This window comes from Limosilactobacillus coleohominis (assembly GCF_016901675.1).
Lineage (GTDB): Bacteria > Bacillota > Bacilli > Lactobacillales > Lactobacillaceae > Limosilactobacillus > Limosilactobacillus intestinavium.
This window is the reverse complement of sequence record NZ_JACJKU010000021.1, coordinates 1-22,701: the sequence shown is the minus strand read 5'-3', so window position 1 is coordinate 22,701 and position 22,701 is coordinate 1. Positions and strand designations below refer to the sequence as shown.

The window sequence follows — 22,701 nt, the reverse complement described above, 5'->3', positions numbered from 1 at the left end:
ATCCTTTCATATAGGTTTGATTCACTTAATATGATACCTGATGTCACGCCGAATGGCGTTTTTGCATTTACCACCAATTAGGTGGCTAACTTCATTCTATAATCCACCACGGAAAAAATAATGAGCATGTTAGAGATTATTTAAAGTCTCTACCATGCTCATTTTTCATTATTATTTACTTACGAATAATTTGGTATCGATTGGCTCTATCTTCATGGGCGGGTTGTTCAACGGACTTGCCAACCGGAACAATAACAGAAATTTGAAAATCATTGGAAATTCCTAACTTTTTCAGTAATGAAGGATGATTATTGAGTTCAATGGCGCCACTCATAATATATACGGAACCATATCCTAATTCTGTTGCTTGTAACATAATGTTTTCAGCAGCGGCTGAAGCGTCGTGTTCACCAAAATTACTATCCTTTTTAGTAGCAATTGCAAAAAGTAATGGGGCACCGTAACAAGCGTTATTAGTAGCTTTTTCAATTTCAGCGCATAGATCAGGACTTTCTATAACGATTCCTTTCATCACATCTGTTTGGTGCATTCCACATGGTGATGCTTGAAAAGCATTAATTAATTCATCAATATCGTTTGAATTAACGGGAGCATTAGTAAATTTACGAACAGCTTGTCGATTTTGAATTGCAGATAACATAGTTAAGACCTCTTTTTATTTATTTCTCAAGATAATTATGCCGCTACTTTTCATTTAGACGTTTTTTTGAAAACGGGCAAGGAAACACGTTCTTTCAAGGACGTGATGAATTGCCCCCCTTTTTTTGTATTCCGATTGCATATGGTTAGCAAATAAATGTGATATAATAGCTGTATGAAAGATATTGAGAGACTTACATATGGTAGAACATCATCCTACAATCTTAATTACCATATTATCTGGGGAACTAAATATCGCAACAAAGTATTGAAAGGACACGTGGAAGTTGTCTTGAAGCAATGTCTGCAGGATATTGCTTCAAAATATGGTTTTAGTATTGCCCACTTAGAAATTGGTAAGGATGACCACATCCACTTATTGGTTAGTGCGCCGCCTAAGTTATCGGTGACTAACATAGTACGGTGGCTTAAAGGAATTTCGGCTTGGACATTGTTTCGTGAATGTCCAGAGTTAACTAACTATTGGAAACATAAGGATCGCCATCTCTGGTCACCTAGTTATTATGTAGAAAGTATTGGAACGGTTAACGAACAAGCGGTAGCTAAATATATTGACGATCAACGGGCTAAAGAAAAGTAGAAACTATTCTGCTTAGGTAAAGGAGGTGGAAAATGTCAACTATCACAAAAGGGATCAAGCTTCGCTTGTACCCGAATCGACAGCAACAAGTCCAATTATGGCAAATGTTTGGTAATAGCCGGTTTGTTTGGAATCAAATGCTTAACATGGCGAAACAACGGTATCAAAATAATCCTGGTAGTCAATTTATTGGTGAGTACGGGATGAATTATCTGCTCAAGCCGTTGAAGCAAGAGTATCCGTTTCTTAAAGTTAGTGATTCAACCAGCTATTTGGTGGTGACTCATAATTTATCGTTAGCCTTCAAGCAATTATTTAAGCACCAAGGCGGCTGTCCTAAATTTAAGGCTAAGAGCTATGCAAAGCAGTCTTATACTGGCCGATCCAAGTGCCGAATCATCGCTAAGCGACGCATGAAATTACCTAAACTTGGTGAAATCAGAACTAGTAAAACCGGCTATCTGCAAAATTGTCGAATTAAACAATATACTTTGTCTTATGACGCTACTGGTAAATATTATTTATCACTCCAAGTTGAAGTACCACAACCAAAGCCGTTGCCCCAAACGAGGCAAGCAGTTGGTTTAGATGTTGGGATAGCTGATCTAGTTATCAGTTCTGATGGGACTAAATACGCCACGTTTAACGCCAAGTGGTATGAGAAACAAGCTATAGCATGGCAAAGCCGCTTTAACAGACGTAAGCATCGAGCTACTGTTCGAGTGCGCCAATATAATCACGAACACAAAGGTTTGCCAGAAATGGATATTAGCGACTATCAGAACTGGCAACGAGCGAAGCAAAGAAAAGCCCGCTGTCAAGCTAAAATCGCTGATAAACGGGCTGACTATCTACATAAGCTGACTACACAATTGGTTAAGCAATATGATGTGATTGTAATTGAAGATTTGAAAGCCAAGAATCTCCAACACAACCACCATTTTGCCAGAGCTATTGCCAACGCTAGTTGGCGTCAATTCAGAACTATGTTGGAATACAAATGCACTTGGTATGGCAAAAGACTAATCACTGTTAAACCAAACTATACTAGTCAAATCTGTTCTAACTGCGGTTATCATAGTGGCAAAAAACCGTTGGAAGTTCGTGAATGGACTTGCCCCAATTGTGGGGCCCGTCACGACCGGGATACTAATGCGGCAGTTAATATCCTACATCGAGGATTAAAAGCTATCGGCTAGGGACTAGCCTTGGTAACATAGCCTGGTTCTGTAAGTTAGGTCTGTTGAATACAACCCGAACAATCCTAAATACTACCGGGTATTCCCAGAAGCTCGACCATTAATGGCCGAGTAGTTCACAATAAAATGATTCCTATTGGAGGGAACACGATGGATCAATTATTTGAACGTACTTCGATTCGAAAAGCTTATTTTGTATTGGCAATGCCTGTTGTTTTAAGTATGGCGGTCACTTTAATTTATAACATGGTTGATACCTACTTTGTGTCGCAAACCCAGAATCCGGATTTGGTTGCCGGAGTTTCTCAAGGGGCACCACTGTTTACCATGATGATTGCAATTGGTGATATTTTTGGCTTAGGAGGTAGCTCGGTTATTTCACGGTTATTTGGTGAACATCATGATCGGGCAGGACGATTTGTCAGTGGATATTGTTTCTATGCGTCAATTGTTTGTGGAATTATCGTGACGATCATGATGTTAATTTTCCAAGTGCCTTTTCTACACTTACTTGGTGCATCTTCAAGCACATGGAAATATGCTCGTGAATACTACCTGGTAACGGCATGGGGATCCCCATTTGTTATTTTTGGCCTTACTCCTACTAACATTCTAAGAACAGAAGGGTTAGCTGTGCAGTCGATGATTGCCAGCATGGTAGGAACAGGGATTAATATTGTCTTAAATCCAATTTTTATTTTCAAATGTGGTTGGGGAGCAGCTGGTTCTGCATTAGCAACTGTCACTAGCACAATCATTAGTGATATTTTAATGATTTATTATACGCGTGTTAAAAGTCAAAAATTAACTACGTCTATTAAGGAAACTAGAATCAGCCGGCACCTTCAGTGGGAAATTTATGCAATTGGAATTCCAGCATCAATTACAAACCTAATGGCGACATTTGCAATGGCATTAACCAATCGCTATTTGATTTCATATGGTGCTAGCAGTGTTGCGGCAATGGGAATTGCACTGAAGATCAGTATGGTAACTAATATGATTGTGGCTGGGCTAGCGTTTGGCGCACAGCCTTTAATTGGTTACACGTATGGAGCGAAGAACAAAGAGCGCTTTAAGCGGGTCATCAAATTTGATCTGAAAGTGATTGCCTTTTTTGCGTTAGTTGCTACTGTTTTACTGATGATCTTTGCACCTGTAGTTATTCGGTGGTTTATGAAGGATCCAGTAGTGATTCGTGAAGGAACAGGGATGATCCGTTGGTTGAGCTCGTCTGCAACCTTTGGAGGGATAGTCTTAGTGTTTACGACCATGTTCCAGTCAATGGGTAAAGCAGTCCCTGCCTTTTGGCTATCTTTTAGCCGTCAAGGCTTAATTTTTGCGGTAGTAATTGTATTACTGCAACACTTATTTGGGTATGAAGGAATCATTGCTGCCCAGCCAATTGCGGATGTATTAACGTTTGGATTAGCTCTGTTGTTATATCATTTGAACAAACCAAGATTTGAATAATTCTGTCTTTCCTTATAAACAAATTGGCCGTCAAATGTCTGTTTAAAGCGCTTGTAAAATGCTAAAATAAAGGCGTAATCAAGTGGAAAAGAGGGATTGTCATGGCCGCTAAACAAAAGACAGAAATTTTGGAAACTTGTAAAAGAATCTGGATTGCCCTTGTATATGGAGTAATGTCTGCGGTAGGTGTGAACATGTTTTTAACACATGCGAATTCATATTCTTCTGGTTTATTAGGGTTATCACAACTTTTACAAACCATTTTCATGTTATTTCATATCCACGTGAGTATGAGTTTCCTGATGGCGGTATTTAATGTTCCGCTCTTTATCTTTGCTTGGCGAGTTTTTGGAATGCGCTATATCCTTTTTTCCGGTTTAGCAGTGTTAGCTAACATTGTTTTTCTTGCCATAATCCCTAAAATGCAATTAGTTGCTGAACCGTTGACCAACACGTTAGTTGGTGCATCGCTGATTGGAATGAGTGTTGGCTGGTGCTTTAATAACGGATTTACTACTGGCGGGGTCGATATTCTTGTTACCTATTGTCAAAAAAAGTTCCATAAGAATGTTGGAATGTTTGCTAATGCAATTAATGGTGTTATTTTAATTGGTGCGGTCATTTTCTTTGGACCCGGACGAATTGTCTACAGTTTAATCGGTATGCTAGTGACGAATGGCTTAATGGACTATATGTACGTCTCACAGACGGATGTGAGTGTAACTATTTATACTAAACACGCTGATAAGCTGATTGAACCATTACAGGGATTTGCTCATGGAGCAACCCTCTTGCATGGCATCGGTACGTATACCGGGGAACCGACTGATATTATTTTAGTTGTCACTCCTCGAGGACAATTGTCGTTTATCAAGAACCTTGTGAAGTCACTGGATCCCGATGGGTTCATTAGTATTCAACGATCGGATGTTGAATTAGGTAAATATCGTCATTATTCAATGTAAAACCTAGTTAAAATATAGAACAAAAATAAGTGTCCTCCGTTATCTAAAACGAAAGGACACTTATTTTTATAATACTGAATTGGCTATCTAACTAAGCGCCAAAGTATTCTTTATGTTCCCAATTAGTAACATTGGTCTTGTATTCTGCAATTTCATCTTTCTTGAAACGAGCAAATGTCTTTACGTATTCATCGCCAAGAGCACTTACAAGTTCTTTATCGGCTTCAAGGTTAGCAATTGCTTGTTCCAATGAACCTGGCAATTCGTTGATATTTGCTTCATCACGTTCCGCCGCGTTCATTTCATAGATGTTGCGTTCTACTGGGTCAGGAGCGGTTAATTCATTTTTAATACCATCGGCACCTGCTGCTAAAATTGCCGCGATGAAAATGTAAGGGTTAGCGGATGGGTCGCCAGAACGTAATTCAAGACGAGCAACCTTACCACGACCTGCTGGGATACGTACTAATGGGGTACGATTATCGGTTGCCCAGGCAATGTAAGTTGGTGCTTCATAACCAGGTACTAATCGCTTATAACTGTTAATAGTTGGATTAGCAACAGCAGTAAATGCAGGAGCGTGCTTCAATAAACCGGCTAAATAACTACGAGCGGTATCAGAAAGGCCCTTAAAACCATTTGGATCATCAAAAGCGTTTTGACCATCTTTAAAGAGAGATTGATTCATATGCATTCCAGAACCGTTAATCCCGGTGATTGGTTTAGGCATGAATGTTGCTGCCAGACCATGTTGCTTGGCAATTTCACGCACTACTAACTTGAAGTATTGAATTTTGTCGGCTGTGTGTAGAGCGTCATCAAAGCGGAAGTCAATTTCATGTTGACCAGCGGCAGCTTCGTGGTGGGCTGCTTCAATCTTGAAGCCCATGTCTGTTAGGACGTTTGCAATATCCCGTCGACAAGCTTCACCTTCGTCCTTAGGTTCGGTATCAAAGTAAAAGGCATCGTCATTTACAGTCATTGTAGGGCGGCCATTTTCGTCACGCTTAAACAAGAAAAATTCTGGTTCAGCACCGACATTTAAAGCATCAAAGCCCATTTTGTTAACTGCAGCTAAGTTCTTCTTTAAGATTCCCCGTGGATCTCCAGCGAAAGGAGTACCGTCAACGTTGTAAACATCACAGATCAGAGCTGCTGTTTTATCACGACCACTTGTCCATGGGTAAATTACAAAACTTGCAGGGTCGGGATAAAGGTACATATCAGCGTGTTCAATTGGTAAGAAACCTGCAATAGAAGAACCGTCAATTTTAATTTGATTATCTAAAGCGTCATCTAATAGGGAAATAGGAATTTCAATATTTTTTAATGCTCCAAGGGCATCAGTAAAGCTCATTCGTAAGTAGTGAACATCTTCATCTTTAACAATCTTTTTAACGTCATCAGCAGTTAGCATAATTTAATCTCCCTTATGTCTAAATTGGTCTACAAAATTGTATGGTGCAATATTAATACGTGATGTAAGAGAAGTGAATACTTTTGGTAGAGTTGAATAAATACTAAAGTGAAAGCGGTCTACTTGCTTAAGATAGTAATTAATCGTCTGGGCGTTCACTTAAATAAATAAAGAGCAAACAAAAAAGCCAGTAAGGTTTTCCGTACCTTACTGGCTTAAAGGAGAAATGGATTAATTTGTAAGCAGAAACTACTGTAGGAGAATGATAAAGTTGTTTTACGATGCGGTGTTAAACATTAGTCATCGAAGTATTCTTTGTGTTCCCAGTCGGTTACGTTAGTTCTGTAAGCATCAATTTCTTGTTGCTTCAATTCGGTGAATTTGTCAACGAAGTAGCTACCTAATGCCTTAGTAATGACTTCATCATTGTTCAAGTCATCAATTGCTTCACTTAAGGAAGCAGGTAATTCGGTGATATTAGCAGCCTTCCGTTCGTCAGCAGTCATCTTGTAAATGTTGCGTTCTACTGGAGCAGGAGCCATGATCTTGTTTTGAATACCGTCAATACCAGCGGCTAATGCAGCTGCAATTGCAATGTAAGGGTTAGCAGTTGGATCACCAGAACGTAATTCAAGACGGGTTAACTTGCCACGGCCAGCTGGGACACGAACAAGAGGTGTCCGGTTAGAAGTAGACCATGCAACGTAGGTAGGTGCTTCGTATCCAGGAACTAACCGCTTGAAACTGTTGATGGTTGGGTTGGCAACAGCTGTAATTGCCTTAGCGTGGTGAAGAACACCGCCTAAGAAGTAGAGAGCCGTGTCGGAAAGACCCTTTAATCCATCAGGGTCATCAAAAATGTTAGTGCCATCTTTGAATAATGACATGTTCAGGTGCATTCCTGATCCGTTAATTCCTGTGATTGGCTTTGGCATGAATGTTGCACAAAGGCCAAAGTCTTGGGCAATCCGCCGAATTGTTAGCTTGAAGTATTGAATGTTGTCGGCAGTGTAAAGAGCCTTGTCATACTTGAAGTCGATTTCGTGTTGACCAGCAGCGGCTTCGTGGTGGTCAGCTTCAACTTGAAAGCCCATTTGAGTTAAAACGTTAGAAGTTTCACGCCGGCAAGCTTCACCAAGGTCTTTTGGTTCAAGATCGAAGTAGAAGCCATCGTCGTTAACCTTCATGGTTGGGTTACCATTTTCATCAGCCTTGAACAGGAAGTATTCTGGTTCAGCACCAATGTTAAACGTGTCAAAGCCCAACTTCTTAACATTGTCTAATTCCCGACGAAGAATGCTCCGTGGATCGCCAATGAATGGGGTGCCGTCGGTGTTGTGAACGTCACAAATCATTGAAGCGGTCTTGTTCTTGTCAGCTACCCATGGGTAAATCTTCCAGGTGTTTGGATCTGGGTAAAGGTACATGTCGGCATCTTCGATTGGAAGGAACCCTTTAATTGAAGAACCGTCAATTTTAATCTTATTGTTTAAAGCGTCATCCAATAAAGCAATTGGAATTTCAATGTTCTTTAAAGCGCCCAGGCCATCTGAGAAGGTCATCCGTAAGTAACGAACATTTTCTTCTTTAGCGAGTTTACGTACATCATCGGCATTAATCATAATTCTAACCTCCTAGAATTAATTATCATTATTAAAATTATTTGTTACTACTGGTTAATTCTTTGTTTTCTTCCTTCAAGTATTCAGCAACGTCCTTGCTCCACTTGCCATGGTAACGGTACATAACCAGTGGTAATACCGTTACGATTAGGCACATGATAATTAAAGTAATGACGTAAAGAGAACGCAGGTTGGCTGGAGTACCATCTGCTGGAATGAATGTAATGAAGAAAGCAACTAAAGTAATAATGAAACCAACAGCAGCGATAAATAGACTGAAGCCACGGCTCTTGCTCATCCGGTAGGTCCGGTGAAGGTCTTCGTGCTTGGTCTTTAATACCATGTACGCAACGATCATCATCAGGTAAACCATCAAGTATTGGGCGGTAGTGGCAGCCATGGAAACGTTGAAAGCAAAGTCGGCGTTCTTACCACTGTCAAATGTAATCATCAATGCAGTGATAGTAACAACGATTGCTTGGAGAACAACAATTCTCATTGGCACACCACGCTTGTTTGGCTTAGCAAAGTATTTTGGCATGTATCCTTGACGTGCAGCGACGAATAATCCTTGGTTAGGACCGGCTAACCAGTTGCTTAATTCACCGATGATCCCGCATGCTAGAAGGATACCAACAATTTTACCTAACAGATCTCCTGGTAAACCAATGGAGGATAACAGGTGTCCGTAAGTGTAAACAAATCCGGTACTGTTTTGAATGTCTGCCTTTGGGACAGTCATCGCAATTGACAAACTTCCTAATAAGTCAAAGCAGATTGCAGTTAATGCTAATCCCAGCATAACTTTTGGATATTGATTAGGGTGTTCCAAGTTTTTAACGTGTGGAGCCTGAGCTTCACCACCACAGAATGCTAAAATAAATGGAACAAATGCTACTAATGTGGTGCCGTTAAATTGCTTTGGAATCATTGTATTCATGTTTAAGTGAATATAAATTGGGTTTCCTTGAACTAGGTAAGTAATGAACACGATGATCAATAGAATAACAGGGGTAGCAATTCCAAGGCCAAAGAGCCATTCGGCAATCTTACCAACCCGCTTTTCACCAAAGTGTTGAATTAAAACACATCCCCAAAGGATAATCATCATTAATCCAAAGCGCACAAGTGGTTGAGTATTAAACCACGGAGTATTGAAGGCAATGGAGAAGGCACCAATGACAAAGTACATCATGGTGTCCATACCGACAGTAATGTGAATCCATTGATAGAACATTGCTGTCCAACCAGACTTTTCACCTAATGTTCCTTTAACCCAGGTGAAAATTCCACCATTACCCCATCCATCAATTGAAGCCATTTCACCAGTTTCCTGAGTGATTGGCAAGAACCAAAGGATGCCGGCAATTAATAGCCAGAAAAGAGAAGTTGCACCCGCTTTACCGAACGGGGCGAATTCATCAACCGAAATAACAACTGAACAAGACATTGCAAAAAGCTTTAAGCCAGTTAATTGGTTGTATTGTTTTGTACTATTATCCAATGCTTTGTCGCGGTTGTAGTTAGGGCCACTATGCGGTCCAGTTGCAGGAATAGCAGCCATAAAAACCATCTCCCATTAAGAACGAAACGCTAGTTCTCACTTAACCAGCTAATATATGGGAAGCCATTTTAAGTTGTGTAAGTTTGAAAGCTTGCGACTAAAAATCAAATGTTTCTTGAAAGGACCTTTCACCTTTAATTATTGACAAAAAACACTAAATGTCACTATACACAAATGCAAATGTGTCCAAAAAATGAATATTTTTCAATTAAAAGTGTCTAATTTCTTAAGAAAATTAAGGAAATAAGAGACAAAAACGGGCAAAAAGTGTTAATTACCGTTACTCCCACAAAGGATTAGGAGAATTGGTTTATCCAATAGAAAACGCTTTAAATATTATTAAATCAATATTTTGGAAGGATAATTAGTTCAGTGATTTACTTTACAAAAAAAGAAAAATGTCAAGTTGATTTAGTAAAGTTTTCTTACTATCCTAAAGTAAGTGAAAATAATAACAAAGTTTTTAGAACTTTGGTTCTTTCTGCAAACGATTGCAAATCCTAGTTTATTAGGTGTTATTAATTCAATGGTCTAATTATTTTTATTAAGAATGTTCAATATTTCACTTTATTTTTGGGAAAAATCTGTTATCATTAAAATCGTAAACGATTTCAAATTAGAAAAGGAGATTTTAGCACTATGAAAGCTGCTGTTATCAATGATCCTGTAGATGGATACGTTACTGTTAAGGATGTTCAACTTCGGGACTTAAAACCTGGTGAAGCATTAGTTGATATGGAATATTGTGGACTTTGTCACACAGATTTACACGTTGCTGCTGGTGACTTTGGTAAGAAGCCAGGCCGTATTATTGGTCACGAAGGTGTTGGTCGTGTATCAAAAGTAGCTCCTGGTGTTACTAGCTTAAAGGTTGGCGATCGAGTATCAATTGCTTGGTTCTTCAAGGGCTGTGGCCACTGTGAATATTGTTTAACTGGCCGTGAAACTCTTTGCCGGAACGTTCTTAATGCTGGATACACCGCTGATGGCGCTATGGCCGAACAATGTATTGTTCCAGCTGATTACGCCGTTAAAGTTCCAGAAGGCCTTGATCCAGTTGAAGCCACTTCATTAACTTGTGCTGGTGTTACGATGTACAAGGCTTTGAAGGTTGCTGACATTAAGCCTGGTCAATGGGTATCAATTGTTGGTGCTGGTGGTTTAGGTAACCTTGGTATTCAATTTGCTCACAATGTCTTTGGTGCACACGTCATTGCCGTTGATGGTAATCCTGACAAACTAGAAGCTGCTAAGGAAAATGGTGCTGAAATTCTTATTAATCGTCATGATGGAGACGTTGATAAACAAATTCAAGACAAGGTTGGCGGCGTTCACGCTGCAGTTGTAACTGCTGTTACAGCTTCTGCATTTGACCAAGCGGTAGATTCACTTCGTCCAGATGGTAAGTTAGTTGCTGTTGCCCTTCCACAAGGTGACATGAAGCTAAACATTGCTAAGACCGTTCTTGACGGAATCATTGTTGCCGGTTCATTAGTTGGAACTCGTCAAGACTTGGCTGAATGTTTCCAATTTGGTGCTGAAGGTAAGGTTCACCCAATTGTTAAGACCCGGAAGCTTTCAGAAATCAACGACATGATCCAAGAACTGAAGGACAACAAGGTTGTTGGTCGGAATGTTGTTGACTTTGTTCACAATGAGAACTAATATTATAACCACTCTATAAAAAAGGCAGTTCGCAATTTAATTCATTGCGAGCTGCTTTTATTGTCTGTTGCTTAATCGATAAAAAATGATTCTACTTTCAAAGCTTAAGATTTGTCTGGTATAATGGTGATAATATTAAGGTCAATATTAGTCAGAAATGGAGATGAAACAATGGAAGAAAAAAGTATTTCTGATATTATTGAAAAATATCTAAAATCAATTTTAGAAGACGATGAAAAGGTGGAAATTCGTCGTTCTGAAATTGCAGATCACTTTGACGTTGTACCGTCGCAAATCAACTATGTGATTAAAACGCGCTTTACATTGCAGAACGGTTATTTAGTTCAAAGCAAACGTGGCGGTGGTGGGTATATCCGAATTGAACGGGTTAATCTGATTGATGACGTAGATGTTTTGGATATGCTTATTAGTACGATTGGTGATTCAATTAGTGAAAACGACGCAGTGACGATCATCCAGACACTGTATGCTGAAAAAGTAATTACTCATCGTGAGGGAGATTTGATGTTAGTAGCGTTATCTAAAGATACACTGGCGTTCAGTGATCGACGGGTAGCTGATCAAGTCCGTGCACGAATTTTAATTTCATTGTTAAATCGGTTACGTTTTGAAAGCTAACTGAAAGGAGACCCTTTATGGCTGATTTCTTATACACTCCTAATGCACAAACAGCATTGAATATTGCTCAAGAACAAGCTCGCTATTTCAAGCACCAAGCTGTGGGCACTGAACATTTGTTAATTGCGCTTAGTTTAGAGAAGAGTGGCGTTGCCGCTAATCTATTGAGACAATTGAATGTCTCCACAGATGATCTTCGTGAAGAGATTGAACGCTTTACCGGTTATGGGACTATGACCAATTTAACTTCTAATAGTTATTTGCCTTATTCTCCAAAAATGCGGGAAATTTTATCCGTGGCTGGTCAACTGGCACGCCAATTGGGGACAGACCGAATTGGTACTGAACACCTAATGTTGGCATTGTTAAGTGATGCAAATATCTTATCATCACGTATTTTAAATAGTCTCAATGTGAATGTTCCACAAGCGCGACGGACATTGTTGCGCCGGATGGGTGTTGACATGAACAAGCAACGGTTAGGCAATCGCCAGCAAAAGTCACGGGGAGATAATAGCCAAACGCCAACGCTTGATAAACTAGCACGTGATTTGACGAAGGTTGCACGTGAAGATAATCCGGATCCGGTTGTAGGACGTGACAAAGAAATTAAGCGAGTAATTCAGATTCTTAGCCGACGGACGAAAAATAATCCGGTTCTTGTGGGAGAACCAGGAGTTGGTAAAACCGCCATTGTTGAAGGACTTGCTCAAATGATTGTTCATGAGGAAGTACCAAGTGATATGGTTGGCAGCCGGTTGATGATGCTCGATATGGGTTCTTTAGTTGCCGGTACCAAATATCGTGGTGAATTTGAAGATCGTCTTAAAAAAGTGATCGATGAAATTTATCATGATGGCCACGTTATCTTATTTATTGATGAATTGCATACTTTAGTTGGCGCTGGTGGTGCAGAAGGTGCCATTGATGCGTCAAATATTTTGAAGCCGGCCCTTGCTCGTGGCGAACTTCAATTAATTGGTGCAACCACGCTTGATGAATATCAAAAACATATTGAGGCAGATTCAGCGTTAGAACGCCGGTTTGCTACTGTAACAGTTGAAGAACCAACCAAGGACGTAGCAATGAAGATATTGCAGGGGATTCGTCCAAAATATGAAAAGTATCATCATATTAAAATAACCGATTCTGCTTTGGAATCAGCGGTGAACTTATCGGATCGTTACATTACGGACCGATTCTTGCCTGATAAAGCCATTGATTTAATGGATGAGGCAGCAGCGATGACTAGAATTGACGGTCAGGGGCGGAATACTGCACATGCTAAGCATTTGCGCGAACTTGAAGATTTACGGGAACAGAAAGAATTAGCAATTGAAAATCAAGATTTCGACCAAGCTGCTAAACTGCGTCAACAAGAATTAAATCTGAAAAATAAGGTTGATCAAGAAGATGCCCGTCGTCAGAAGATGGAAGATCAAGACGAGTATGCACTGAAAATTGATGAGAACGATATTACTAAGGTTGTTTCAGAATGGACTGGAGTTCCATTAACGCAATTGAAGAAAAAGGAAAGTGAACGTCTAGTTCATTTGGAAAAGGGACTTCATGAACGTGTCATTGGGCAGGATGAAGCAGTGTCTGCTTTGGCGCGGGCTATTCGCCGAGCTCGTAGCGGATTGAAAGATCCAAAGAGACCTATTGGTTCGTTTATGTTCTTAGGACCAACTGGTGTCGGTAAAACTGAGCTAGCAAAAGCGTTGGCTCAGGAAATGTTTGGTTCAGAAGACAATATGATTCGTATCGACATGTCCGAGTATCAAGAACGTTATAGCGCTAGCCGACTGGTCGGAGCTGCTCCTGGTTATGTTGGATATGAAGAGGGAGGCCAATTGACTGAAAAGGTTCGTCAACATCCATATTCTGTTGTCCTCTTGGATGAGGTTGAAAAAGCAAATGTTGACATTTTTAACCTCTTACTGCAAGTGTTAGATGATGGGTTCTTGACAGATTCCAAAGGTCGGAAAGTTGACTTCCGAAATACAATTTTAATCATGACATCTAACCTCGGTGCAACTCAATTGCGTGATGAAAAGACGGTTGGGTTTGGTGCACAGGATGTTCAAGATAACTTCGCTGCCATGAAGGAAGCGATAAATGCTCAATTAAAGCAACACTTCCGTCCAGAATTTTTAAACAGAATTGATGAAACAATTGTTTTCCATTCATTAACGAAGAATGATCTCCATAAGATTGTTAAATTGCTGGTTAAGAAGTTAGAAAATCGGTTAGTTGAACAAAATGTTACTTTGAAATTCACACCGGCAGCCATCGACTTAATTGCCCAAGATGGTTACAATCCGGAATATGGTGCACGTCCGCTCCGCAGATCTATTCAAACGTTAGTCGAGGATCCACTGAGTATGGCTCTGTTGTCTGGAGATATTCAAAGTGGTGATGTTGTTACGGTTGGTGCCCGTCAAGGGAAGTTGACATTTACGGCTAAAACTGCCGGACATAAACATTTAATTTCCGTGCCGATGCCATAATTTTTTTAAAACAATTTTGTTTGATAAAAAAATCGATTGAAAAAATACCTGAATAATGTACAATAATTCTGTTGATCCTTTGTCGATTTTAAATAATTGGTATTTGGTTAAAACTGCATATTAGAAAGGCTCGTTGAGAAACATGAGAAGATCTGAACAATTAGCAAAAACCCGGACGGCAATTATGAAGACAGCTACTAAGTTGTTTTTAAATAAAGGTTTTGGGGAAACTTCCACCCGTGATATTGCTAAGGAAATTGGGATTACCCAACCAGCTTTGTATCATCATTTTAATGATAAAGAGGTTCTGTTCTTAGATGTTATGACTGCCCATGGTAGTAAAGTTCGTCAAGAAGTTAACCGTGTAATGCGTGAGACTGATCAAAAGGGTGAAGATCGTTTATGGGAGCTTGCTAAAACGTTGCTTCGGTTACACCCTAAGGACATTTATGAACAGTGGCAAAGTGCCGGTGAATTGCTCACCCAAAGTTCTCGTAGAAAACTGAATGTCATCTTTATGATTGATTATATTGAACCAGTTTCTGAGTTCTTTAAACAACCGGATGTTAAGGTTCGGCCAGATGTATTGCCAAAAGAAGCGGCTGAATTATTTATTGCCAGCCTTAGTCCAATGTTTAATTCGTTCCAAAAGATTGGTGGGAGATCAATTACTGAAGAACAACGGAATCGGATTATTTTAGATGTATTTATGAGTGGCTTAGGCCAGCGTTAAGAAAAATGCTTCACGTTTTGTGGAGCTTTTTTTATATAGTTATTGACTTATTATCACTAAACAATTATCATATTAGAGTATGTAACTGTAAGTTCAATGATTGCGGTGATCTATTGTCCATCGTGATCTTTATAAAAACCAAAGGTAGTTAATGACTGCTTTTGGATTTTTTTTGCCCAAAACTTGCATTTTAGCCAAAATGTAATCAAATTGTAATATTTGATGGGCGTGAACTTACCCAACAAATTAGAGAGGTGAATACTTTGGCTGGACATTTAGTAAAGTACGGTAAACACCGTACCCGTCGTAGTTATTCCCGGATTAAGGAAGTCCTCGATCTACCTAACTTAATTGAAATTCAAACCAACTCTTACAAGTGGTTTATGGATAAAGGGCTCCGGGAAATGTTTAATGACATTATGCCAATTGACGATTTCCAAGGTAAATTGTCTTTGGAATTCGTTGATTATCAACTAATGGAACCTAAGTATACTGTAGACGAAGCTCGTGAACATGATGCAAATTATTCCGCACCATTACACGTCACTTTACGGTTAACTAACCATGAAACTGGGGAAATTAAGTCCCAAGATGTCTTCTTTGGTGACTTCCCACTAATGACTGATCAAGGAACCTTCATCATTAATGGTGCAGAACGGGTTATTGTTTCACAATTAGTTCGTTCTCCTGGTGTGTACTACAACGAAGAAACTGATAAAAATGGCCGGCCAAGTTACGGTGCAAACTTCATTCCTAACCGAGGTGCTTGGTTGGAATACGAAACTGATGCTAAGGGTATTTCTTACGTCCGGATTGACCGTACTCGTAAGTTACCATTAACTGAATTAGTTCGTGCTCTTGGATTCGGTTCTGATGACGAAATTATCGAAATGTTAGGTGGCAACTCTGATTCATTGAGTGCCACTCTAGATAAAGATGTTCACAAGGATGCTGAAGATTCTCGTGTTGAAGAAGCATTGAAAGACATCTATGAACGTCTGCGTCCTGGTGAACCAAAGACTGCTGATTCTGCACGGAGTCTGTTAACTGCTCGTTTCTTCGATCCAAAGCGTTATGACATGGCTCCTGTTGGTCGTTACAAGACTAACAAGAAGCTTCGTATGAAATACCGTCTTTTAGGTCAAACATTAGCTGAAACATTAGCTGACCCAGATACTGGTGAAATTTTGGCTAACAAGGGTGATGTGGTAACCAAAGAAGTATTGAAGAAGTTGGAACCAGCTTTGGAAAGCGACGACTTTAAGATGGTCACTTATACACCATCTGATGAAGCTGTAGTTACTGCCCCAGTTAAGTTACAAAAGATTTTAGTTTACTCCAAGAATGATCCAGAACGTGTTGTTCCAATTGTTTCTAATGGCCATATTCCATTGGAACTTAAGCACATTCAACCCGCTGATATCATCGCTTCTGTAAACTACTTCTTCAACTTGCAAGAAGGTATCGGTTCTACTGATGATATTGACCACTTAGGTAACCGGCGGATCCGTTCTGTGGGTGAATTATTACAAAATCAATTCCGGATTGGTTTAGCACGGATGGAACGTGTGGTTCGTGAACGGATGTCTATTCAAGATATTAATACCGTTACACCACAACAATTAATTAACATTCGTCCAGTTGTTGCTTCCATTAAGGAATTCTTTGGTTCTTCACAATTGTCTCAATTCATGGACCAAACTAACCCATTGGGTGAATTAACCCACAAGCGGCGTCTTTCAGCCCTTGGTCCTGGTGGTTTGACTCGTGACCGGGCCGGATATGAAGTGCGGGACGTTCACTATACTCACTATGGTCGGATGTGCCCAATTGAAACTCCTGAAGGTCCTAACATTGGTTTGATCAACAGTTTGTCGTCTTACGCACGTGTTAATAAATATGGATTTATCGAAACTCCATACCGTCGTGTTTCCTGGAAGACTCACAAGGTTACTGATAAGATCGATTACTTAACAGCGGATGAAGAAGATAACTACATCATCGCCCAAGCTAACACCAAGCTAAACGATGATGGTTCATTTGCTGAAGATGAAATCATGTGTCGTGATAAGGATGACTACATTTCTACTACTGCTGAAAATGTCGATTACATGGACGTTTCTCCAAAGCAAGTAGTTTCCGTCGCTTCTGCATGTATTCCATTCTTGGAAAACGATGACTCTAACCGTGCTTTGATGGGTGCTAACATGCAACGTCAGGCGGTTCCATTGATCAATCCTCACGCTCCATTGATTGGTACTGGGATTGAATACAAGGCTGCCCATGACTCTGGTGTTGCTTTAATTGCAAAGCATTCCGGGACAGTTGAATACGTTGATGCTCGTGAAGTTCGTGTTCGTCGGGATGATGATACTTTAGATACATACAAATTGATGAAGTTCCGTCGTTCTAACGGTGGTAAGAACTACAACCAACGTCCAATTGTTAAGGTTGGCGAACACGTTGATGCAGATGATATTCTTGCAGATGGTCCATCAATGGAACAAGGTGAATTAGCACTTGGACAAAACCCATTGATCGCCTTTATGACTTGGCAAGGTTACAACTTCGAAGATGCCATCGCGATTTCTGAACGATTAGTTAAGGATGATGTTTACACATCTATCCATATCGAATCATATGAATCAGAAGCTCGTGAAACAAAGCTTGGACCAGAAGAAATGACCCGTGAAATTCCAAATGTTGGTGCGGATGCACTTAAGAACTTGGATGAAAATGGTGTTGTTCGGATTGGTGCAGAAGTGCATGATGGTGACATCTTAGTTGGTAAGGTTACGCCAAAGGGTGTTACTGAATTATCAGCTGAAGAACGTTTGCTACACGCTATCTTTGGTGAAAAGTCTCGTGAAGTTCGTGATACCTCACTTCGTGTTCCTCACGGTGGTGGCGGTATTATTCAAGATGTTAAAGTCTTTACTCGTGAAAACGGCGATGAATTATCACCTGGTGTCAACAAGATGGTTCGTGTATACATTGCCCAAAAGCGTAAGATTCAAGTTGGTGACAAGATGTCTGGTCGTCACGGTAACAAGGGGACTGTTTCCATTGTTGTTCCTGAAGAAGATATGCCATATATGCCAGACGGAACTCCAATCGACATTATGCTGAGTCCAATGGGTGTGCCATCACGTATGAACATTGGTCAGGTTATCGAATTACACTTGGGAATGGCTGCACGTGAACTTGGTATCCATATTGCAACCCCAGTCTTTGATGGTGCTACCGACCAAGACGTTTGGGACGCTGTTAAGGAAGCTGGCCTTCCATCTGACGGTAAGACAATTCTTTATGATGGTCGGACAGGTGAACCATTTGAACAACGGGTTGCTGTTGGTGTCATGCATTACCTGAAGTTAGCTCACATGGTTGACGATAAGATTCACGCCCGTTCAATTGGACCATACTCACTGGTTACTCAACAACCACTTGGTGGTAAAGCACAATTTGGTGGTCAGCGTTTTGGTGAAATGGAAGTTTGGGCTTTGGAAGCTTATGGTGCTGCATACACACTGCAAGAAATCTTGACTTACAAGTCTGATGATGTGGTTGGTCGTGTTAACACTTATGATGCCATTATTAATGGTGATCAAATTCCAAAGCCAGGTGTTCCAGAATCATTCCGTGTTCTGGTTAAGGAATTACAATCACTTGGCCTGGACATGAAGGTCTTAGATAATAACCATGAGGAAGTACAGCTGAAGAACATGGATGAAGATGTCATTGATGTGCGGAAGTCTGCTCAACATGGTCAACAAAAACAAGAAGAAGCGGCAGAAACTGACGAAAACGCAGCTAATGCCGAAACTGATGAAGCTAAGCAAGACTAATAAAGGAGGACAGTCCTTTGATTGACGTCAATAATTTTGAAAGTATGCAAATTGGGTTGGCTTCACCTAACAAGATCCGTAGTTGGTCATATGGTGAAGTTAAAAAGCCGGAAACAATCAATTACCGGACTTTAAAGCCTGAAAAGGAAGGTCTATTTGACGAACGAATTTTTGGACCAACCAAGGATTACGAATGTGCTTGTGGTAAGTACAAGCGAGTTCGTTTTAAGGGCCTGGTTTGTGACCGTTGTGGTGTCGAAGTTACTAGTTCAAAGGTTCGTCGTGAACGGATGGGACACATTGAATTAGCTGCTCCTGTATCACACATTTGGTACTTCAAGGGTATTCCATCCCGGATGGGTCTTGTCTTAGACATGAGTCCACGGGCATTGGAAGAAGTAATTTACTTTGCTTCTTATGTTGTTCTTGATCCAGGTGATACTCCACTGGAAAAGAAGCAATTGTTAACTGAAGCAGAATATCGTGATAAAAAAGCTGAATATGGTGATCGGTTTACCGCTGAAATGGGTGCCGAAGCCATTCAAAAGCTTTTGAAAGATGTTGACTTACAAAAGGAGGCTGACGAACTTAAGGCAGAATTGAAAGATGCTACGGGTCAAAAACGGACACGTGCAGTTCGTCGTTTGGACATTTTGGAAGCCTTCATTAAGTCAGGCAATAAGCCAGAATGGATGGTTATGGACGTTATTCCAGTTATGCCACCTGACTTACGGCCAATGGTTCAACTTGAAGGTGGCCGTTTTGCAACTTCTGACTTAAACGATTTGTACCGGCGGGTTATTAATCGTAACAACCGTTTGAAGCGTTTGTTAGAATTGAATGCTCCAGGCATCATTGTGCAAAACGAAAAGCGGATGCTTCAAGAAGCCGTTGATGCATTAATTGATAACGGTCGTCGTGGTCGTCCAGTAGCTGGACCTGGTAATCGTCCATTAAAGTCACTTTCTCACCTGTTAAAAGGGAAGCAAGGACGTTTCCGTCAAAACTTACTTGGGAAGCGTGTTGACTACTCTGGACGTTCTGTTATTGATGTTGGTCCATCCTTAAAGATGAACCAAATGGGATTACCAATTCCAATGGCACTTGAACTATTCAAGCCATTCATTATGCATGAATTAACTAAGCGGAACTTGGTTAACAATGTTAAGGCTGCTAAGCGGATGATTGATAAGCGTGACGATAAGGTCTTTGATGTTTTGGAAGACGTTATTAAGGAACACCCAGTACTGTTGAACCGGGCCCCTACGTTACACCGTCTTGGTATTCAGGCCTTTGAACCAATTTTGGTTTCTGGTAAGTCCATGCGTTTACACCCATTAGTATGTACCGCCTATAATGCCGACTTTGATGGTGACCAGATGGCCATTCACGTTCCTTTGTCTGACGAAGCACAAGCGGAAGCACGTTTGTTAATGTTGGCTGCCCACCATATTCTTTCTCCACGTGACGGAGAACCAATTGTTGCTCCATCACAGGATATGGTTATTGGTAACTACTACATGACCACTGAAGATAAGGGCCGTGAAGGTGAAGGCATGATCTTCAAAGACGCTGATGAAGCCGAAATGGCATACCGTAACGGCTATGTTGCCCTTCAAACACGGGTTGGTGTTCAAGTAGCGGCATATCCGGAAAAGCCATTTACTGACGAACAACGTGGCAAGATTATGGTTACGAGTGTTGGTAAATTACTGTTTAATAAGATCCTTCCAAAGGATTACACTTACATTAACGAACCAACAGATGAAAACCTTCAAAATGGTGTTCCTGATAAGTACTTCTTGGATAAGGGTGAAGATATTCATGATTACCTTGAAAATGCTCCGTTAGTACCACCATTTAAGAAGGGCTTCTTATCAGATATCATTGCTGAAATTTACAAGATCTACAAGGTTACAGAAACCTCAGAATTCTTGGACCGTATTAAGGATCTTGGATACTATGAATCAACTATTTCTGGTTTAACTGTTGGGGTTGCAGATATTACCGACTTAAAAGAAAAGCCTGAAATTATTGAAAAAGCTCACAAACAAGTTGCCTTAATCACTAAGCAATTCCGGCGTGGTTTAATTACTGATAATGAACGATATGAACGGGTTATCGGTGTTTGGAATGACGCTAAGGATGAAGTTCAAGATAAGTTAATTGAACATATGGATATCCATAATCCAATTAACATGATGTCTGACTCTGGTGCGCGTGGTAACATTTCAAACTTTACTCAGCTTGCCGGGATGCGTGGTTTGATGGCTTCTCCATCTGGTAAGATCATGGAATTACCAATTCTTTCCAACTTCCGTGAAGGGTTATCAGTTCTGGAAATGTTTATTTCCTCTCACGGTGCTCGTAAAGGTATGACTGATACTGCCTTGAAGACTGCCAACTCAGGTTACCTTACCCGTCGTCTGGTTGATGTTGCTCAAGACGTTATCGTTCGGGAAGAAGATTGTGGTACTGACCGTGGATTGGATGTTTCAGCAATCACTAACGGTAATGAAATGATTGAACCACTGTACGACCGTATCTTAGGCCGTTACACAATGAAGTCTGTCTTTGATCCAAAGACTGGTGACCGGATTGTGGGCAAGAACGTCCTAATTGATGAAGATATGGCTCAAAAGATTGTTGATGCTGGTGTTAAGACGGTTACGATTCGTTCTGCATTTACTTGTAACACTGAACACGGTGTTTGTGAACGTTGTTACGGACGTAACGCCGCTACTGGTGACAAGGTTGAAGCCGGTGAAGCAATCGGTACTGTTGCTGCTCAATCAATTGGTGAACCAGGTACTCAATTGACCCTTCGTAACTTCCACACCGGTGGTGTTGCGGGTAACGAAGATATCACTCAAGGGCTTCCTCGTGTGCAAGAAATTGTGGAAGCTCGTAATCCAAAAGGTAAAGCAACTATCTCTGAAGTTACTGGTGAAGTTGAATCCATCGAAGAAAATCCTGCTGAACAAACGAAGGATATTACTGTAAAGGGTGAAAACGATACTCGGACATACACATTACCAATTACTGCACGGTTACGTGTATCCGAAGGTGACTTCATTCACCGTGGTGCAGCCTTGAATGAAGGTTCAATTGATCCTAAGGAATTAATTCGTGTTCGGGATGTTCTTTCTACTGAAACATATCTGTTAGCCCAAGTACAGGGTGTTTACCGGATGCAGGGTATCGATCTGCTTGATAAGCACGTTGAAATCATGATCCGTCAAATGATGCGGAAAGTTCGTGTCATGGATCCAGGTGATACTGACGTCTTACCAGGTGAATTGATGGACATTAGTCAATTCCGTGACGCCAACTACAAGACGTTGATTTCTGGTGGTATTCCAGCCACTGCTCGTCCTGTTATTCTTGGTATTACGAAGGCTGCTTTGGAAACCAACAGTTTCTTATCAGCAGCTTCCTTCCAAGAAACAACGCGGGTTCTTACAGACGCTGCCATTCGTGGTAAGGAAGACCCACTTGTTGGTTTAAAGGAAAATGTTATTATTGGTAAGATCATTCCTGCTGGTACTGGAATGGCTGCTTATCGTAACATTAAGCCAAAAGAAGTTAGTGTTGGTGCTACAGCAGATAGTGAGGTAACCTCACTCCCTAATGGCTCCATTCGTGAAATGGAAGAACAAATGAAAGAAAACGAAGACAAATAGTTTTCTGAATAGGAAAAAGAGGCTGGGAATTAACTATTATTTTCTAGCTTCTAACTAAGAAAATGCGAACTATGATTTTTGATTTAATCAAAAATTGTAGTTCGCATTTTTGGTTATTTACT

Annotated in this window: 14 protein-coding genes; 10 read left to right on the top strand and 4 right to left on the bottom strand. The window is 40.5% G+C overall.

What is annotated here, in order from left to right:
* Positions 1–175 precede the first annotated feature (175 nt).
* Positions 176–661 (bottom strand): nitroreductase family protein, encoded by a 486-nt coding sequence (locus H5975_RS03335; RefSeq protein WP_204784866.1) that lies wholly within the window; start codon positions 659–661, stop codon positions 176–178.
* 174 nt (positions 662–835) lie between these two features.
* Between H5975_RS03335 and tnpA the strand changes: the two genes are divergently transcribed.
* The 4 genes from tnpA (at position 836) to H5975_RS03315 (ending at position 4,898) form a co-directional block, all read left to right on the top strand.
* A complete protein-coding gene (gene tnpA, locus H5975_RS03330; RefSeq protein WP_204784865.1) occupies positions 836–1,261 on the top strand; it encodes an IS200/IS605 family transposase in 426 nt (141 codons plus the stop codon).
* A 32-nt stretch (positions 1,262–1,293) separates the two neighbouring features.
* Positions 1,294–2,460 (top strand): RNA-guided endonuclease TnpB family protein, encoded by a 1,167-nt coding sequence (locus H5975_RS03325; protein ID WP_204784864.1) that lies wholly within the window; start codon positions 1,294–1,296, stop codon positions 2,458–2,460.
* 150 nt (positions 2,461–2,610) lie between these two features.
* A complete protein-coding gene (locus tag H5975_RS03320; protein WP_204784863.1) occupies positions 2,611–3,933 on the top strand; it encodes an MATE family efflux transporter in 1,323 nt (440 codons plus the stop codon).
* 101 nt (positions 3,934–4,034) lie between these two features.
* Positions 4,035–4,898 carry a YitT family protein gene (locus H5975_RS03315; protein WP_204784862.1) on the top strand — a complete coding sequence of 288 codons (864 nt, stop codon included), beginning with the start codon at positions 4,035–4,037 and terminating at the stop codon, positions 4,896–4,898.
* Between the two features lie 91 nt (positions 4,899–4,989).
* Here the strand turns inward: H5975_RS03315 and glnA (H5975_RS03310) are convergent, their stop codons facing one another.
* The 3 genes from glnA (H5975_RS03310) to H5975_RS03300 all read right to left on the bottom strand — a co-directional run bounded on the left by glnA (H5975_RS03310) (position 4,990) and on the right by H5975_RS03300 (position 9,501).
* Entirely contained in the window at positions 4,990–6,315 is a 1,326-nt protein-coding gene (glnA, locus tag H5975_RS03310) for a type I glutamate--ammonia ligase (protein WP_204784861.1), read from the bottom strand.
* Between the two features lie 296 nt (positions 6,316–6,611).
* Positions 6,612–7,937 carry a type I glutamate--ammonia ligase gene (gene glnA / locus H5975_RS03305; protein ID WP_178660094.1) on the bottom strand — a complete coding sequence of 442 codons (1,326 nt, stop codon included), beginning with the start codon at positions 7,935–7,937 and terminating at the stop codon, positions 6,612–6,614.
* Between the two features lie 37 nt (positions 7,938–7,974).
* Positions 7,975–9,501 (bottom strand): amino acid permease, encoded by a 1,527-nt coding sequence (locus H5975_RS03300; protein ID WP_204784860.1) that lies wholly within the window; start codon positions 9,499–9,501, stop codon positions 7,975–7,977.
* A 639-nt stretch (positions 9,502–10,140) separates the two neighbouring features.
* On the opposite strand from H5975_RS03300, the gene adhP reads away from it, so the two are divergent.
* The 6 genes from adhP to rpoC all read left to right on the top strand — a co-directional run bounded on the left by adhP (position 10,141) and on the right by rpoC (position 22,579).
* Complete coding sequence (adhP, locus tag H5975_RS03295; protein ID WP_204784859.1) at positions 10,141–11,166, top strand: alcohol dehydrogenase AdhP; 1,026 nt, start codon at positions 10,141–10,143, stop codon at positions 11,164–11,166.
* Between the two features lie 171 nt (positions 11,167–11,337).
* Positions 11,338–11,805 carry a CtsR family transcriptional regulator gene (locus H5975_RS03290; protein ID WP_178660088.1) on the top strand — a complete coding sequence of 156 codons (468 nt, stop codon included), beginning with the start codon at positions 11,338–11,340 and terminating at the stop codon, positions 11,803–11,805.
* A 17-nt stretch (positions 11,806–11,822) separates the two neighbouring features.
* Positions 11,823–14,315 (top strand): ATP-dependent Clp protease ATP-binding subunit, encoded by a 2,493-nt coding sequence (locus tag H5975_RS03285; RefSeq protein WP_204784858.1) that lies wholly within the window; start codon positions 11,823–11,825, stop codon positions 14,313–14,315.
* A gap of 142 nt (positions 14,316–14,457) precedes the next feature.
* Complete coding sequence (locus H5975_RS03280; protein WP_204784857.1) at positions 14,458–15,048, top strand: TetR/AcrR family transcriptional regulator; 591 nt, start codon at positions 14,458–14,460, stop codon at positions 15,046–15,048.
* 254 nt (positions 15,049–15,302) lie between these two features.
* Positions 15,303–18,896 carry a DNA-directed RNA polymerase subunit beta gene (locus H5975_RS03275; protein ID WP_204784856.1) on the top strand — a complete coding sequence of 1,198 codons (3,594 nt, stop codon included), beginning with the start codon at positions 15,303–15,305 and terminating at the stop codon, positions 18,894–18,896.
* 17 nt (positions 18,897–18,913) lie between these two features.
* Positions 18,914–22,579 (top strand): DNA-directed RNA polymerase subunit beta', encoded by a 3,666-nt coding sequence (rpoC, locus tag H5975_RS03270; RefSeq protein ID WP_204784855.1) that lies wholly within the window; start codon positions 18,914–18,916, stop codon positions 22,577–22,579.
* Positions 22,580–22,701: the final 122 nt, after the last annotated feature.